Source organism: uncultured Winogradskyella sp. (assembly GCF_963975125.1).
GTDB lineage: Bacteria > Bacteroidota > Bacteroidia > Flavobacteriales > Flavobacteriaceae > Winogradskyella.
Genome location: NZ_CAXBGB010000032.1, coordinates 16,367 through 31,292 on the forward strand (window position 1 = coordinate 16,367; position 14,926 = coordinate 31,292).

At 31.2% G+C, this 14,926-nt stretch carries 18 protein-coding genes; 13 read left to right on the forward strand and 5 right to left on the reverse strand.

What is annotated here, in order from left to right; translation table 11 throughout:
* Position 1: 1 nt before the first annotated feature.
* From AAC053_RS06370 to AAC053_RS06380, 3 genes are read left to right on the forward strand one after another with little or no spacing between them, the layout of a single operon-like run.
* A complete protein-coding gene (locus AAC053_RS06370; RefSeq protein WP_339754248.1) occupies positions 2–2,293 on the forward strand; it encodes a M56 family metallopeptidase in 2,292 nt (763 codons plus the stop codon).
* A 12-nt stretch (positions 2,294–2,305) separates the two neighbouring features.
* Complete coding sequence (locus tag AAC053_RS06375) at positions 2,306–3,430, forward strand: tetratricopeptide repeat protein (RefSeq protein ID WP_339754251.1); 1,125 nt, start codon at positions 2,306–2,308, stop codon at positions 3,428–3,430.
* 41 nt (positions 3,431–3,471) lie between these two features.
* Positions 3,472–3,948 (forward strand): hypothetical protein, encoded by a 477-nt coding sequence (locus AAC053_RS06380; RefSeq protein ID WP_339754254.1) that lies wholly within the window; start codon positions 3,472–3,474, stop codon positions 3,946–3,948.
* Between the two features lie 7 nt (positions 3,949–3,955).
* Here AAC053_RS06380 and AAC053_RS06385 read toward each other — a convergent pair whose 3' ends face one another.
* Genes AAC053_RS06385 through AAC053_RS06400 form a run of 4 tightly spaced genes read right to left on the reverse strand, consistent with a single transcriptional unit; the run spans position 3,956 to position 7,728 of the window.
* Positions 3,956–4,693: a Bax inhibitor-1/YccA family protein gene (locus AAC053_RS06385; protein ID WP_339754257.1), complete on the reverse strand. Its 738-nt coding sequence runs from the start codon at positions 4,691–4,693 to the stop codon at positions 3,956–3,958.
* Positions 4,693–5,556 (reverse strand): hypothetical protein, encoded by an 864-nt coding sequence (locus AAC053_RS06390; RefSeq protein ID WP_339754259.1) that lies wholly within the window; start codon positions 5,554–5,556, stop codon positions 4,693–4,695. Before AAC053_RS06390 ends, AAC053_RS06385 begins: the two co-directional genes overlap by 1 nt.
* 52 nt (positions 5,557–5,608) lie before the next feature.
* A complete protein-coding gene (locus AAC053_RS06395) occupies positions 5,609–6,763 on the reverse strand; it encodes a glycosyltransferase (protein WP_339754262.1) in 1,155 nt (384 codons plus the stop codon).
* Complete coding sequence (locus AAC053_RS06400) at positions 6,760–7,728, reverse strand: lysylphosphatidylglycerol synthase domain-containing protein (protein ID WP_339754265.1); 969 nt, start codon at positions 7,726–7,728, stop codon at positions 6,760–6,762. Before AAC053_RS06400 ends, AAC053_RS06395 begins: the two co-directional genes overlap by 4 nt.
* A 155-nt stretch (positions 7,729–7,883) precedes the next feature.
* Here AAC053_RS06400 and AAC053_RS06405 point away from each other — a divergent pair, with 155 nt between their 5' ends.
* The 10 genes from AAC053_RS06405 (at position 7,884) to AAC053_RS06450 (ending at position 14,095) form a co-directional block, all read left to right on the forward strand.
* Positions 7,884–8,555, forward strand: a complete 672-nt coding sequence (locus tag AAC053_RS06405) for a cell envelope biogenesis protein OmpA (protein ID WP_339754269.1) — start codon at positions 7,884–7,886, stop codon at positions 8,553–8,555.
* A gap of 4 nt (positions 8,556–8,559) precedes the next feature.
* Complete coding sequence (gene ruvC, locus AAC053_RS06410; RefSeq protein WP_339754272.1) at positions 8,560–9,114, forward strand: crossover junction endodeoxyribonuclease RuvC; 555 nt, start codon at positions 8,560–8,562, stop codon at positions 9,112–9,114.
* A 249-nt stretch (positions 9,115–9,363) separates the two neighbouring features.
* Positions 9,364–10,497, forward strand: coding sequence for a radical SAM family heme chaperone HemW (gene hemW, locus AAC053_RS06415; protein WP_339754297.1), 1,134 nt, complete (start codon positions 9,364–9,366; stop codon positions 10,495–10,497).
* Positions 10,494–11,243, forward strand: a complete 750-nt coding sequence (locus AAC053_RS06420; RefSeq protein ID WP_339754274.1) for a cyclase family protein — start codon at positions 10,494–10,496, stop codon at positions 11,241–11,243. Before hemW ends, AAC053_RS06420 begins: the two co-directional genes overlap by 4 nt.
* A gap of 47 nt (positions 11,244–11,290) precedes the next feature.
* Positions 11,291–11,902 (forward strand): DUF4230 domain-containing protein, encoded by a 612-nt coding sequence (locus tag AAC053_RS06425; RefSeq protein ID WP_339754276.1) that lies wholly within the window; start codon positions 11,291–11,293, stop codon positions 11,900–11,902.
* A complete protein-coding gene (locus AAC053_RS06430) occupies positions 11,899–12,300 on the forward strand; it encodes a GNAT family N-acetyltransferase (protein ID WP_339754280.1) in 402 nt (133 codons plus the stop codon). The genes AAC053_RS06425 and AAC053_RS06430 overlap by 4 nt, the downstream gene beginning before the upstream one ends.
* A complete protein-coding gene (locus AAC053_RS06435; RefSeq protein ID WP_339754283.1) occupies positions 12,297–12,659 on the forward strand; it encodes an MmcQ/YjbR family DNA-binding protein in 363 nt (120 codons plus the stop codon). The genes AAC053_RS06430 and AAC053_RS06435 overlap by 4 nt, the downstream gene beginning before the upstream one ends.
* Before the next feature lie 28 nt (positions 12,660–12,687).
* Positions 12,688–13,263 carry a PhnA domain-containing protein gene (locus AAC053_RS06440; protein ID WP_339754286.1) on the forward strand — a complete coding sequence of 192 codons (576 nt, stop codon included), beginning with the start codon at positions 12,688–12,690 and terminating at the stop codon, positions 13,261–13,263.
* Positions 13,264–13,298: 35 nt separating this feature from the next.
* The gene (locus AAC053_RS06445; protein ID WP_339754290.1) at positions 13,299–13,523 is read left to right on the forward strand and encodes a DUF1272 domain-containing protein; all 225 of its coding nucleotides are present in this window, start codon (positions 13,299–13,301) and stop codon (positions 13,521–13,523) included.
* Between the two features lie 260 nt (positions 13,524–13,783).
* Complete coding sequence (locus AAC053_RS06450; protein WP_339754292.1) at positions 13,784–14,095, forward strand: STAS domain-containing protein; 312 nt, start codon at positions 13,784–13,786, stop codon at positions 14,093–14,095.
* 98 nt (positions 14,096–14,193) lie between these two features.
* On the opposite strand, the gene AAC053_RS06455 is transcribed toward AAC053_RS06450, so the two are convergent.
* The gene (locus AAC053_RS06455) at positions 14,194–14,661 is read right to left on the reverse strand and encodes a nuclear transport factor 2 family protein (RefSeq protein WP_339754294.1); all 468 of its coding nucleotides are present in this window, start codon (positions 14,659–14,661) and stop codon (positions 14,194–14,196) included.
* Between the last annotated feature and the right edge of the window lie 265 nt (positions 14,662–14,926).

Consider the following 14,926-nt stretch of genomic DNA (forward strand, 5'->3'; position numbering starts at 1 on the left):
TATGCTATACTCAATCGTTCAAATTATTGCATTTCAAGCCTTGTTTTTGTTAGTTTATGATTTGTTTTTAAGACGAGAAACCTTCTTTAATTATAATAGAGCTTACCTGCTTATAACGTCTGTACTGTCCTTTGTTTTACCTTATGTTAAGTTTCAGAAATTAAAGACAATAGCTACCAACGATTTTGTCATTCAATTGCCAAAAGTATTTATAGGAACAAAAGTGCCTACAGCAAATGAGGTCTTAGTTGCAGAAAAGGTAGGCATTATAATAGAACAGCCACAAACACCACTTTGGCAAAGTATTGTGTTAGTAGGTATTGCCTTGGCTACCTTAATTTTTCTATTCAAAATTATAAAGCTCCATGGATTAAAACACAAAAACCCTAAACGTTGGAAAGGGAATATACTCATTGTAAGGCTTATAGAAAGCAGTGCAGCATTCTCATTTTTTAACACTATTTTTCTAGGAGATCGCATTCCTGAAACCGAAAAGCCAATTATTTATGAGCACGAATTGGTTCATATTAAAGAATTGCACACCTTAGATTTACTCTTTTTTGAAATCCTCAGAGTAGTATTTTGGTTTAATCCATTGATCTATATCTATCAAAATAGGATTAAAGAATTACACGAGTATATCGCAGATGCTAAAGCTGTAAAGCAAAACAGAAAAGCAGATTACTATCAAAGCTTACTCAATCAGGTATTTGATGTAAACAATGTGTCTTTTACAAACACATTCTTTAAAAAATCATTAATCAAAAAACGAATTGCTATGTTACAGAAATCGAAATCTAAACAACGAAATCTTATTAAGTATGCAATGTTAATTCCTTTAGTTTTTGGGATGTTGATTTATACATCAACAGAAGTTAAGGCACAACAGAATATTGAAAAATCAGATAAAACGTTTGGTCAAGATTTAACAGACAAAGAATTGATAGAAAAATTTGTAAAAGAATTTGAAGCCATGGAAAAAAATGGAGCAACATTTTTCGAAATAGCTAATTCTGCTGGTATGAAAGAAATGAGAATTGAAAAATATATGCTTTCGCGAAACGAGTTTTTAAAATCTAAGGCTTATATGCAGTATATAGCGGATGGAATAATTAAAAGAAAATCAGAAGACGGAACCCTTACCCTAAAAGATATTGAAACCACAGACCTTATGAGGCTTGGGAAATTTAAAACGTATGAAGATTTTAAGGTTTGGAAAAGCACAGATGAAGCCAAAGAACATTGGGAATCTATTACAAGAGATGGAGTGCTGAGACTATTTGTTAAAGAAATGGGCAATCAAACAGCAGAAGAAAAAATACGTTTAGATGGTTTATTGAAACAATTAGAATCAGACAATAATTTTGAAAAAATTATTATGACAGATGGTAAAGGTACATTCATTATTGATTCTTATGAAAGTCTTAATTCAGATAAAAAGGTAGAAGAGTCTATCGAAGTCCCATTCTCAGTAATTGACGAAGCTCCAACATTAACGGAATGTAAAGATTTAACAACTAATGTAGAGCGTAAAAATTGTATGAGTCAATTTGTAAACAAACTTGTCAATAAGAACTTTAATACAAGCATCGCCGAAAAATTAGGTAAAAGCGGCAGACAACGCATTTTTGTTTCTTTTAAAATTGATACTTTAGGTCGTATTAAAGCTATAAAAGCAAGAGGTCCAAGTATAGAATTAGAAGAAGAAGCTATTAGGGTTATAAAACTATTACCAAAATTCATTCCAGGACGACAAAAAGGCAAATTGGTTACTGTACCTTATTCTTTGCCTATTGTGTTTCAGGTTACAGGTGATGTAAACGATATGGAAGTTTATAAAAATGATACTTTAAACAAAAACCTTAAAATGAAGTATATAGAATTTTTAAGGAACATTAATAAAGATACAATTCAACTTAATACAGTCCCTTTTAGTGTAACAGATGTTGCACCAGTACATGCAGATTGTAAATCACTATCTACAGATGATGAACGCAGAAAATGTACAGCAGAAGCTATTATTAGTCATGTTAATAAAAACTTTAATACTAATTTGGCAGCTGATCTGGGTTTAGAAGGAAAAAACAAAGTTTATTTATTTTTTCATATCAATAAACAAGGTAAAGTTAATGCAATTAAAGCTAGAGCTAAATACCCAAAATTAGAGGAAGAAGCAAAACGAGTTATAAGACTGTTACCAAGATTTACTCCCGGAAAACTTGATGGTAAATTAGTTGATGTACCTTATAGCTTGCCTATTGTATTTCAGGTTGCTGGTAATAAGAAGAATTAATTGTATAAGTAAATGAGATTCATATTTATAATTCTGTGCTTTATTCTAACACTACAAACGAGTGCGCAAAAACTAAAAGCCGATAATCTTTACGCTAATGGTAACTACACCAAAGCCATTGAAACGTATAAATCTCTTAAAAACATAAATGCGGTTTACGACAAAATAGCCAAAGCTTACATTGCTATTGGCAACTATGACGAAGGTTTGGCTAATTATCAAAAAGCTATAAATGCTAACCCAGACGATGCGCTTTTAAAATATGACTACGCAAAGTTATTAACCAAGACAAAGGACTATGAAGAAGCAAACCAAATTTTTAATAGTTTGATTAGCTTAGATAGCCTTAACCCAAATTATCATTACGAGTTGGGAGTTGTTTTAGAAAAACAAAACGATACTACAGCTTTAAATGAATTTATAAAAACATTTGACTTAGACTTAACGCATCAAAAAGCAATATTTAAAATCGCAAAGCATCATCTCATTAAGCGAAAGTTTGAATTGGCGCATCGTTTTGTAGATAAAGGGTTAAAAAGTTATGCTAATAATATAGAATTAATTAGCCTTAAAGCTCAAGCCTATTATTATCAAGAGTATTATACACATTCTGTCGTTTGGTTTAAAAAGCTATTAGATTTAGGTGAAAAATCTGAATTTATTCATGAGAAATTGAGTCTAAGTTTTGCACAGAACTCAGAATATGAAGAAGCCATTTATCATAGAAAAAAGGCATTAAAATTTAACCCAAACGATGCAAATGCGATGTTTGTTATTGGAGGCTATTATGAGCGTATAAGTAATTTTGAAATGGCTGAAGATTATATTGTTAAGGCTTTAAAAATTAAAGATCAGTCACTCTCAGATGAATATCAAAAGCTTGGAAGGATTTTAAATCGACAAAAGAAATACGAAGCGGCGATAAAAGCTTTTCAAAAGGCATTAAAGGAAGACCCATCTGATATAGTTACAGAATTCTTTTTAATTAGAACCAAGGACGAATTTTACGCAGATGTAGATACTAAGATTAAGATGTACCAAGACTATATTAAAAAGAAGGATAAAAGCCCGTTTATGCTATTTGCACAAAAAAGACTCAAAGAACTAAAACAAGAAAAATTCTTAGAACAAGATTAAAATCTAAAAATATTGTACTTTTCGCTATCAGAAATGTGCAAATGAGACCAATCGTTTTTCTTTTAATTCTATTGCTAACAACATCTTGCAGTTATTTTGAAAAAAAGAAAGTCTATACCGAGGATTTACTAAAAGAAGAATTACAAACTTTTAATTGGAATGAAGTTGATTCGTATCCAACCTTTAGTAGTTGCGATTCTATTACAATAAAAGCAGATAGCAAAGCCTGTTTTCAAAGCACATTGGTTTTTAATGTTAATCGTTTTTTAGAAGCTCAGAACATCATTGTTTCTGAAGATGTTTACGATACTATTAGACTTACAATTACTATTGATAATAATGGAATTTTAAAAGTGGAATCGATGACTTTTAAACCAGAAACTGTTAATCAAATTCCAGAAATAGACAGTTTGTTGAGACAAAGTTTAAGAGGAATTCCTAAAATATTTCCAGCAATTAAAAGAGGGCAACAAGTTACTACTGCTTTTGAGTTGCCTGTGATTGTAAAAATCAATTAATTGTTTTCTAGGAGCGTATCGCAAACTTTTGCATCAATCTAAGTACTTCTACATAAAGCCAAATCAATGTTGCTAAAAGTCCCCAAGTCGCAATCCATTCTTTATATTTTGGTGCTTTATTCTTGTAACGTTCTATATAGTCAAAATCTAGTAGCAAGGCAAAAGAGGCAACTATGGCAGCTAAAACGTTAAAAACTATAGCAAACCAAGATGTTCCCCAAATATAGGTTTCAATGCTAAAAAAACTCAAAATCCAAGAAATAATGTATATTACCATTATGCTTACAGTTGCTGTGATAATAACACTTCTCAGTTTTTTTGTTACTACAATAAGTCGTAGTTGATATAATAAGAGCATTACAAAAAAGGTAACAATCGTAACAACTATTGCTTGGTAAGGTAATTCAGAAAAATTACGATGAGCATAAGCAGAAAACCCACCTAAAAAGAACCCTTTAGCAATGACATAAAGTGGCACTAAAATATGTGCCCAGTTTTGTCGTATAGAAATTAAAACACTAATTACAACAGCTCCAAGCATACCTCCAAGGGTAAACCATTTCATAGGTGTACCAGCTTCGTTTAATTTCCATAAATAAACAGTAATTGCCGCAATGATTAAAATTCCGATAATAGATTTAAAAAAAACACCAGCAACTGACATGGTCTTTATAGATGACTTACCATCATCCCAAAAATAATCATTAAAAACAGGGTTTGAAGTTTTAAAATTTCTTAAACTCATTACAAATTAAATTTATAACCGATAGCAATATCAGTAGAAAAATTACCTTGGTTGTCTAATAATAGTGCGAATAATTCGCCATAAATTATAGTTATGTAACTCGTCTTCCCAACTTTTATATCTGAGCCTATCCCAAATATAAAAGGCACATCAAACGAAGTGTCATTTTGGCTAATTTCAGTTTCATTCTCACCTATATAAGTAACATCAGTAAAATTTACTGTTGCTAATTTTACCTGTCCATAGATAGAAAACGAAGATTTATTAATAATTCTGTAACGATAACCTAAAGAAAACTCTGTTGTGTTATATGAAAAATTGTCATTGTCAAAGGAGTGACGTACTTGCAAAAAACCAGAATGTCTTGGTAATACTTTAGCTTCATAGATTTCTAGCTCAGCACCAATAAGAGGCACTTTTACATTAGCGTAATTTCCAACAAAAGGGTTGTTAGTTATGCCACCAGAAAACCCCAATCTTAATTGCACTTTGCTTTCTGTTGTGGTTGAGGTGTAAGCCATATCAACCGAAGCATTGTATTTGTCTATATAATTACTAAGGCTATAAAGCGTTAAGTTTAATTTGCTAGTTGACATGCCATTTGTTAAATTACTTAAAGTTGCTTTATACTCTTCCTGATAGTTTTTATCAGAACCTTTAGTGTTTTTAAGCTCAGTTATAGAGCCATCATCTGTTTTAACAAAATAACGGTATTTACCATCGATTATATTCCATAGTAAATCGAGGTTACCATCAATCTCCGTTTTTAGTTGAAGTGTTTCTCCATTGACCGTGTAGTTTTCTTGACTATAATTAAACTGAAAAGCAAAACATAGAAGAATTAATAATAAATTTTTTTTCATGTGTTGTTAGGACTTGGTTTTAGTAAATCTACCAAAAATAATTAATTTCGCATCATTTTTTAAAAGTTCGGCCTTTCCATTCATAAGATTTAAAAAGTGCTAATAAAACGATATAAACACTAAAGAAAGGATAAAGCAAGCTCGAAAACAGATAAGATAGGAGCAAGGTTTCCTGTTTAAAAAATCGCGATGTTTTAAATAAGAGTAAAAAGTCAATGCTAAATTTAATAATGAATAAAGCGATAGCTGTTTTTAACGATATGTAACCTAGTAAAACCGTAGGAATAAGCATTATACACACCAAATTACCTAATAAGACAATTAAACCAACACCTTTAGCAAACCCATTAGAATTGTGACTTGTTTTAGAAGCCCAACGCAAACGCTGTTGAATTAATACTGATATGTCTTTTGCAGGATTTGTGCTTACTACAGCTTTCTTGGACTTAAGATAATGTACTTTTTGTGCATCTTGTTTTATGAATTTTTCTAGAAGAAAAATATCATCTCCACTCGCGATGTTAGTGTTGCCTTCAAAACCATTTAAAGTATTAAAGAGTGATTTGCGATAGCCAAAATTAGCACCATTGCACATAAATGGTTTATTTAACCCAAAACCACCAACAGTAGCACCTTGTAAGCTAAGAAAGTCTAAAATCTGAAAGCGATTAAAAAAGGAATTCTCACCTTTATATGTTACAGGTGCAACTATACAATCAGATTTTTTTGTTTGAATACATTCATCAAATACATCGAGCCAATAAGTCGGTAAAACGCAGTCCGCATCTGTTGTAATAATCCAATCAAATTTTGAAACTGTTATTGCTGTGGTTATAGCGTCTTTTTTTGGTGAATTTGAAGCTCTTTTGTTTTTTATTATTCTAATATTTTTAATTAGAGTAAAATCCTTTTTTGAGGATTTTGTATCGAGAATTTTTTCAATAAAAAATACTGAATCATCATCAGAATCATCATCAACAAGAATAATTTCAAATAAGGATGTAGGATAATTCAATTTTAAAATTGACGCTAATAATTGAGGTAGATTTTTAGCTTCATTCCTAAATGGAATGATAATCGAAAACTTTATTTTTGCTGGTAAATCCTGAAGTTTAAAATGGTCAACTTTATCAAAACCATAAATTAAGAGACCAATGAGAAATAGGTAAACTATAATAATTGATATGACTATTGTTGATAGGATCATTCTTCGTTTTGTGGGAGTTTAAAATTTAGCACAAAGTAGCTTCCAAATAAACTCGGAATTGCAAAATTTAATAACCACATTAAGGTTATAATATATAAAACAGTCAATTCATTTACTTCAGCATACCCAAATAAAAACACAGCAACACTTCCTTTTATAATCACATCAAAAATTGAAATGGAAGGTACAATCGATGCTAAAAAATACATACTAGTAATCACAACCATTGCTTTACTATATTCTACTTCAACACCAAATATTGTTAGGAAATAATAAAATTGAAATGAAAATATTAAATAACGAATTAAGGCAAGCGAAAGGTTTATAAGATGCGATTTTAAACCTAACTTTTTTATAAAACTCAAGATGCGCTCAAAAGAGAAACCTTTAATTTTATAACGTTTTTGTTTTACACCTAAAACAGCAAATAGACTAATTATAAGTACTATAAAACCAAATTTCATAACTCTGTAATAATCCATATCGATTTGATAGCGATTTACAAAAATGATAAAACCAATAATGCCAAAAATAGTAGTAATTGTCATTTGACCCATATTACCTAAAAGATTCAGTAATACTATTCGAGATCTCAATGGTTTTTCATAATACACAATCTTGGCTCCATAATCTCCAACCCGGTTTGGTGTAATTAACGATGCTGTTAATCCACCTAAACTTTGCTCTAAAGCCTCTCTAAAAGTTATTCGCTTTATAGCTTTAACTAAATTTTGCCATTTCAAAATTTCAAAAAACCAATTAAAAAAGCTTAATATGAATAAAAAACCAATGTTTTTAGATGAAAACGTATCATTTTTTTTCAAAAATGCTATAAATTCATTGAATTGTAAATTTTCGTTTTCAGAGAGTTTAGAGTAAATAAAATAAAATGCGCCAACTACAATACTCAACTTAATAAGTACAAAGAAGAATTGTTTAGTTTTGTAAGGCACATCGTAATGCATATTGAACTCTTCTTTATTTTTTGTTTTAAACCGAAAATGAAAATAAATTTGTTTAGATGAAACTATTTTTGAAAAGCATAATGGCTAAGTATAAAAAAATAGATAAAATATAAGCGAATTTAAGTCATTTTTTAGGGAAAATAAAAAGAGAGTACGTGTACATTACAAATAAAACCAAGAACCCACAGATGCAGCAATATTTAAAACACTACCTGTTCCTCATTATCCTCGTTTCAATGACCTTAAATAGTAATGCTCAGTTTAGAGACACTGCCAAGTGGAAGGCTCTATTTGCAGTTGGTCTCAATTACCCAACAACGGATGGGTTTGTAGATGGAGCTTATGCTAAGTCGGTAAATTTTCCAACGGTAAACTTAGGGATTCAACACATGCTAAAGCGTCAATACGGTGTAAAACTCGATTTTGGTTTTAACCGTTTTAAAAATGATGATAAATCTCCAGAATTTAAAATAAATTACTCGCGTATTAACGCGCAATTTGTTTTTGATCCCTCAGAGTATATTGGTTTTTTACCTATGCGCCTTCGAACGGTTTTACATACTGGTCCTGGTTTGGCTTTTGTAAAACCATTAGGTAATTTAGGATATAACAAGCAAACTTATCTTAACCTAAATATGGGATTTGAATTGCACTATAAGCTTAATGAGAAAGTATCTGTTTACACAGATTTGGCCTATTTATTTGGCTTAACATCCTTAAATAATTATGATTCTGTACTAAGTGGATTAGGAGCTTTTAATGGTAGTGTTTTTAACCTTACCTTTGGTTTGGCTGTTTCTTTGAGCGGTTGTCAGTTTTGCGATTAAATACATGAGTAAAGAAAAAATTATACTTGGCATAGATCCAGGAACTACTATTATGGGCTTTGGACTCATTAAGATCGTAGGTAAAAAAATGGAGTTTATGCAACTCAATGAGTTAATGCTAAAAAAGTACGATGACCATTATTTAAAACTCAAGCTTATTTTTGAACGCACCATAGAACTCATCGATTCGTATCATCCAGATGAAATAGCAATTGAAGCTCCTTTTTTTGGTAAGAATGTACAGAGTATGTTAAAACTTGGTCGTGCGCAAGGTGTTGCTATGGCAGCAGGTTTATCGCGAGAAGTACCTATTACAGAATATGCACCCAAAAAAATTAAAATGGCAATTACAGGTAATGGAAATGCCAGTAAAGAACAAGTTGCTAAAATGCTTCAGAGCATGTTAGGTCTTAAAACATTACCTAAAAACTTGGATTCTATGGATGGTTTGGCAGCTGCGGTTTGTCATTTTTATAACCAAGGGAGAGTAGAAATTGGTAAGAGTTATTCTGGTTGGGGAGCTTTTGTGAAGCAGAATGAGAATCGGGTAAAAAAATAATTATAATTGGAATTTATAGTATTGCCTCAAACCGTTTTTATTCTTAATCTTGCGTTTTTATATTATGTTGCTAGAGAACTGTATTTAACTAAATTCAGAAAAAAACATTTCAAAGTTATTTGGTTTATAGTTATTTTCATTTTTAGCTACTATGGATATGCTATTTATTTAGCCTATAGAAGAAGATTAATTGTAAAACGTAAATTTCAACCTAAATTTAATTTAAGGTAAATACTAAATTAAAAAGTTATCTCAGGCATCTACATCCACATACCATTCTGCAAGCAAGCGTGTCATTATTGCGACTTTCATTTTTCTACTTCATTAAAAAAGAAAGATGAGCTTGTCAATGCTTTGAAAAGAGAATTAGAACTTCGAAAAGACGAATTCAAAGATACTACTGTAGAAACTATCTATTTTGGAGGAGGTACACCGAGTCTATTAACTAATGACGAATTGCAATTTATAATCGATGCAGTTTATAAAAACTACAAGGTTTCAGAAAACCCAGAAATTACACTAGAAGCCAATCCAGATGATTTAACTAAAGATCGAATCATCGAACTATCCGAGAGTCTAATCAATCGTTTGTCAATAGGTATTCAATCCTTTTTCGAGGCAGATTTAAAACTGATGAATCGTGCACATAACGCTGAAGAAGCTAAAACGTGTTTAGAAGAAGCAACAAAAAACTTCGATAATATTTCTCTCGATTTAATTTATGGGATTCCTGGTGCGTCAAATGAACAATGGTTAGAAAATATTGAAACAGCTTTAAGCTTTAATGTGCCTCATATTTCGAGCTATGCATTGACGGTTGAGCCCAAAACCGCTTTAGCATCTTTTATTAAAAAAGGAATCGTTGAGAACATAGATGATGAGCAAGCACATGAGCAGTTTTACATCTTAAAAGAAAAATTGGAAGAATCTGGTTTTGCACATTACGAATTGTCAAATTTTGGAAAAAAAGGCTATTTTAGTAAAAACAATTCGGCTTATTGGCAAGGGAAATCCTATTTAGGAATTGGGCCTTCTGCACATTCTTTTAATGGAAAACAACGTGGTTGGAATGTAAGTAATAATTCAAAATACATAAAAGCCATTCAACAAAACGAATTACCAATAGAAATTGAAACTCTAACACTTACAGACCAGTATAATGAATATGTAATGACAGGTCTAAGAACCATTTGGGGAGTTTCATTTGTGAAAGTTGAAAACGACTTTGGCATAGTTTTTAAGGATTATCTAATTGAGCATTCAGAAATTTTTATAAATCAACATTTGTTGTATATTGAAGAAGAGCATTTACGAGTCACCAAAAAAGGACAATTTTTAAGTGATGGCATTGCTTCACAATTATTTAAACTTAATATATCTTGATTACAACCATACAATACAATTCTAAAAAGTTAAAAATAGATTTATCACAACCTTTAGACATTTCTATACCTTTAAAAGGTGATGTCTCTAACGTTAATGCATGGCATGTTGAACCTCCAAAAATTGCTCCAGAAGTTATAGATGGTAAAACAATTAGTGTCGCAAAAGGTGCCGTAGTAAATTTTAATACGATTAGTTTTAATCCGCATTCTCATGGTACACATACAGAAACCGTTGGTCATATTACAGAAAAGGTGTATTCTGTAAATAAACAGTTAAAACAATTTTTCTTTTTAGCCGAAGTAGTTACGGTTGCACCAGAAAAACTTGGTGATGATTATGTGATTTCTAAAAAGCAATTAGAGTTTACTTTGGGTAAAAAAAAGCGAGATGCCATTGTAATTAGAACCTTACCAAATACTAAAGAAAAAAAATCTCGTCAATATTCAAATACAAATCCTACTTATTTGTTGGAAGATGCAGCAAACTATATAAAATCTAGGGAGATTAAACATTTACTAATAGACCTACCTAGCGTAGATAAAGAACAAGATGGAGGCAAGCTTTTAGCGCATAATGCATTTTGGAATACAAAAGGAATTTTAAGATTAGATGCTACAATAACAGAGTTTATATATGTGTCTAATAAAATCGAAGATGGGTGTTATATGCTAAATCTTCAGATAGCACCTTTTGAAAATGATGCCTCTCCAAGTAAACCTATTTTGTATAAAATATTAGAATAATATAGCGTGACTATAGCCATAAGCTAGTATCATATATTTAAAGACCTATGGAAACATTTTTTATCATCATCATAAGCATTTTAGTAACCTTAGGCTTGGTAACCATCTATAAGCAATGGAAGACTAAACAAATTACTAATGCGCAATCGATTATACTTTTAGATAAAATAAAACGGGTTTGTAAGTTTATAACTGTCGAAGGTGATTTTGCAGAAATTTACCATTACGAGGATGTAAAGGAGAAGTTCTTAAAGTTAATCTCTAGTCGCAAAAAAGCATTAGTAGTTATCAATGCAAAAGCACATGTTGGCTTCGATTTAAGCAAAGTACAGTTAACTTCTAATCCTAAAACAAAATCCGTAATTCTCACCCACTTTCCGCAACCAGAAGTATTATCTATAGAAAGTGATATTAATTATTATGATAAGAGCGATGGGATGTTTAATAAGTTTGAAGCTTCAGATTTAACAGAATTACATACTAAGGCGAAGGAACATATTATGGAAAAAATTCCTGAAAGTGGACTTTATAATATTGCTAAACAGGAAGCCTTGGAAGCAATACATCTCATAGAGAATTTAGTTGAAACCATTGGTTGGCAGCTAGATTATTCTGCATTAAAGATTGTAACCTCTGAAGTAAAAAAACTAGAGAAGTGATAGAAATATCAACAGATAAAAGCAAGCTTCAGGTTGAGGTTATTCATCAATTTTTAACTGAAACTTATTGGGCAAAAGGAAGAACGCTAGAAGAAGTTAAAATATCTATTGAACATTGTTTTTGTTTTGGCGTTTTTTTAGATAAAAAGCAAATTGGTTTTGCCAGAATTGTAAGTGACTATGTCGTTTTCGCCTATATAATGGACGTATTTATCCTTCCAGAATATAGAGGTAAAGGCTATTCAAAACAATTAATGAAAGCTATAAATGAAGCACCTCAAATTCAATCTTGCAAAATTTGGATGCTCAAAACAGCCGACGCACATAACTTATATAAACAGTTTGGCTATACCGAACTCAAGCATCCTGAAAAGGTAATGGAACGACTTTTAGAATGAATATAGAACAGTACAGAGACTATTGCTTAAATAAAAAAGCAGTAACAGAACATTTTCCCTTCGATAATGATACACTTGTATTTAAAGTGCTAGGCAAGATGTTTGCTTTAGCATCATTAAAAAAATGGGAAAATGGTGAAGCATTTATAAATCTAAAATGTAATACGGAATATGCACAAGAGCTAAGAGCCGAATATGACAGTGTAAAACCTGGTTATCACATGCACAAACAACAATGGAATAGTGTTTATATTCAAACCGGTGAACTTTCACCAAAATTGATTACAGAATTAATAGATCATTCCTATGATATGGTAGTAAAAGGTTTGCCTAAAAAATTGAGAGAAACGCTAGATTAATTTTACATTTGTACTATACCTTATTTATATGTCATTAGAAAGAGAATTACAACAACGCAGTAGCTCTAAATGTGAGCTTTGCAGCAGTACAGAAAAATTATCTGTTTATAGTTTACCAGATGTAAAAGAGAGTGGTAAAAAAACGGCTTTATATGCTTGCAATGTCTGTACAGAACAGATGAATGACGCTGAGAAGATAGACGCCAATCATTGGAGATGTCTTAATGATAGTATGTGGAGCGAACACGATGCTGTAAAAATTATGGCTTGGAGAATGCTTAATAGAATTAAGGATGATTGGCCACAAGATTTATTGGGTATGATGTACATGGAGGATGAGATTTTAGAACTGGCAAAAGCTTCGGGTGATGGCGAATCTGACGAAAATAAACTCATTCACAGAGATATTAACGGTGTTATTTTAGAACATGGTGACTCTGTAGTTTTAATTAAAGATCTTAAAGTAAAAGGCTCTAGCATGGTAGCCAAACAAGGTACTGCTGTCAGAAACATAAGACTAGATCACGAAAATGCTGAGTATATTGAAGGTAGAGTAGGTGACCAGCAAATTGTTATCATAACCAAGTATGTAAAGAAAACTTAAGAAGTAGTCACTCTTAGTGACAAAAGCATAAGGTTATGTTAGAGATTAGACTAACATGCGAAAATTGTAATAAGTCATTGCCGTATAATTCTAAAGAGGCAATGATTTGTACGTTTGAATGTACTTACTGTACAGACTGTGTTGAGCTCTTAAAATTAATATGCCCAAATTGTAGTGGTGGTTTTGAAAAACGACCAATTAGACCATCGCACCATCTAAAAAAGCACCCTGTTTCAAAAGTTGTAGTACAAAAACCTTAGATGTAAATATACATCTTCATAAACTTAAGTCTAAGTAGTTTTATTTCATTTTTCTTACACCATATCTATTTGTAAGTGTGTTGTTTGTCGAAAAAATAAACAGACCTATCCGAATAATCTAGTCAAAATTACCATTTATCGATTTTATAATGTATCACCCAATGATAAGTTGCATATTTGAGTAATCCCTCTAATTAATAGCACCAAGTATACTGATTAATAGCCCTGAATTATTATGAACGCTTTTAACATTAGTTATTATGGATTTACAAATTACAAATTACAACAATCATTATCAGATTAAAGGAACTTTAAACAAGCTTAGTATTAGAACCTTTAATGCACATTTCTCTAACATTTTCGAAAAATTAGATAATATTCTAATCAATATTGAGAGTGTAGAAAGTATAGATAGAGCTGGAGTTATGGCACTTGCCAGATTACATAATGAATCTATTACTAAATCAAAACGATTATCTATTGTAGGGTTTGGTTGTAAAGAGCTTTATCAGCATTTTAAATCTGAAGAACCAACTATTGCTATGTCAACAAACACAATTGTAGCGGCTTAAATAATCCTATTATATACATACTTTATAAAAGTGTTTCCAATGCATTTATGGTGATAGATTGATGTTTGGGTACACTTTATTTTTTAAGTCTGCTTCAACTAGCAAGACATATCGGCAACAATTTTCCATTCTCCATTTATCTTTTTAAAAATAATAATAAAGACTCCATCTGCGTCACCAACTTGTCGTTTTAGATGGTATTCTCCCATAACCCAATAGTTATCACCTTCAATTTTAGAAATATCATTAATTACAAAGTTAAGCGTACCACTTTCTGCTTCAGTTGGATAGCCTTTTTTGTAGTTTGCTAAAGTATTTTCCCAACCTAAAGTAAGTCCATTGGATCCATAAAACTTAAGCTGATCACTTTTCCAATACCCTTGCATAAAGCCTTCTAAGTCGTGCTTGTTCCATGCAATTTCTTGTGCTTCCATTACAAGACGAATACCAGCTTCAGCTAAGTCTTTGTGATCACTTTTTTCAATAGAATCTGAGGCTACATCAGTTTTAATACTGATGCAGCTGAGGCATAATAATGCGAATACAAAAGGGAATACATATTTCATATTAGAAAGTTTATAATTACAACATAAAAGTAATGAACCTAAAGGACTTTCATAAATTATTTATTACTTCGAGTGATTTTGAGATTATTAAAATCAAAATATATTTTGATATAAGATACCGAAGTGAAGCTTTAAAAATTATATCGAAAAGTCACAATAGTTCTCGATACAATGCTCATAAAATCGCATCACTCGAACAGACATTGTATGTTATCTAAAGTATGCCTTTCTGCTTTTTTAAAAATGCATCGGCTTGGTGTTGCAT

Bases quoted from the DNA above. Each gene is read 5' to 3' on its own strand.
- AAC053_RS06425 (WP_339754276.1), top strand. From the start codon at position 11,291: ATGGAAACATTTTTTATCATCATCATAAGCATTTTAGTAACCTTAGGC.
- AAC053_RS06440 (WP_339754286.1), top strand. From the start codon at position 12,688: ATGTCATTAGAAAGAGAATTACAACAACGCAGTAGCTCTAAATGTGAG.
- AAC053_RS06385 (WP_339754257.1), bottom strand. From the start codon at position 4,693: ATGAGTTTAAGAAATTTTAAAACTTCAAACCCTGTTTTTAATGATTAT.
- AAC053_RS06370 (WP_339754248.1), top strand. From the start codon at position 2: ATGCTATACTCAATCGTTCAAATTATTGCATTTCAAGCCTTGTTTTTG.
- AAC053_RS06450 (WP_339754292.1), top strand. From the start codon at position 13,784: ATGGATTTACAAATTACAAATTACAACAATCATTATCAGATTAAAGGA.
- AAC053_RS06395 (WP_339754262.1), bottom strand. From the start codon at position 6,763: ATGATCCTATCAACAATAGTCATATCAATTATTATAGTTTACCTATTT.
- AAC053_RS06435 (WP_339754283.1), top strand. From the start codon at position 12,297: ATGAATATAGAACAGTACAGAGACTATTGCTTAAATAAAAAAGCAGTA.
- AAC053_RS06400 (WP_339754265.1), bottom strand. From the start codon at position 7,728: ATGCATTACGATGTGCCTTACAAAACTAAACAATTCTTCTTTGTACTT.
- AAC053_RS06390 (WP_339754259.1), bottom strand. From the start codon at position 5,556: ATGAAAAAAAATTTATTATTAATTCTTCTATGTTTTGCTTTTCAGTTT.
- AAC053_RS06445 (WP_339754290.1), top strand. From the start codon at position 13,299: ATGTTAGAGATTAGACTAACATGCGAAAATTGTAATAAGTCATTGCCG.
- AAC053_RS06375 (WP_339754251.1), top strand. From the start codon at position 2,306: ATGAGATTCATATTTATAATTCTGTGCTTTATTCTAACACTACAAACG.
- AAC053_RS06455 (WP_339754294.1), bottom strand. From the start codon at position 14,661: ATGAAATATGTATTCCCTTTTGTATTCGCATTATTATGCCTCAGCTGC.
- ruvC (WP_339754272.1), top strand. From the start codon at position 8,560: ATGAGTAAAGAAAAAATTATACTTGGCATAGATCCAGGAACTACTATT.
- AAC053_RS06380 (WP_339754254.1), top strand. From the start codon at position 3,472: ATGAGACCAATCGTTTTTCTTTTAATTCTATTGCTAACAACATCTTGC.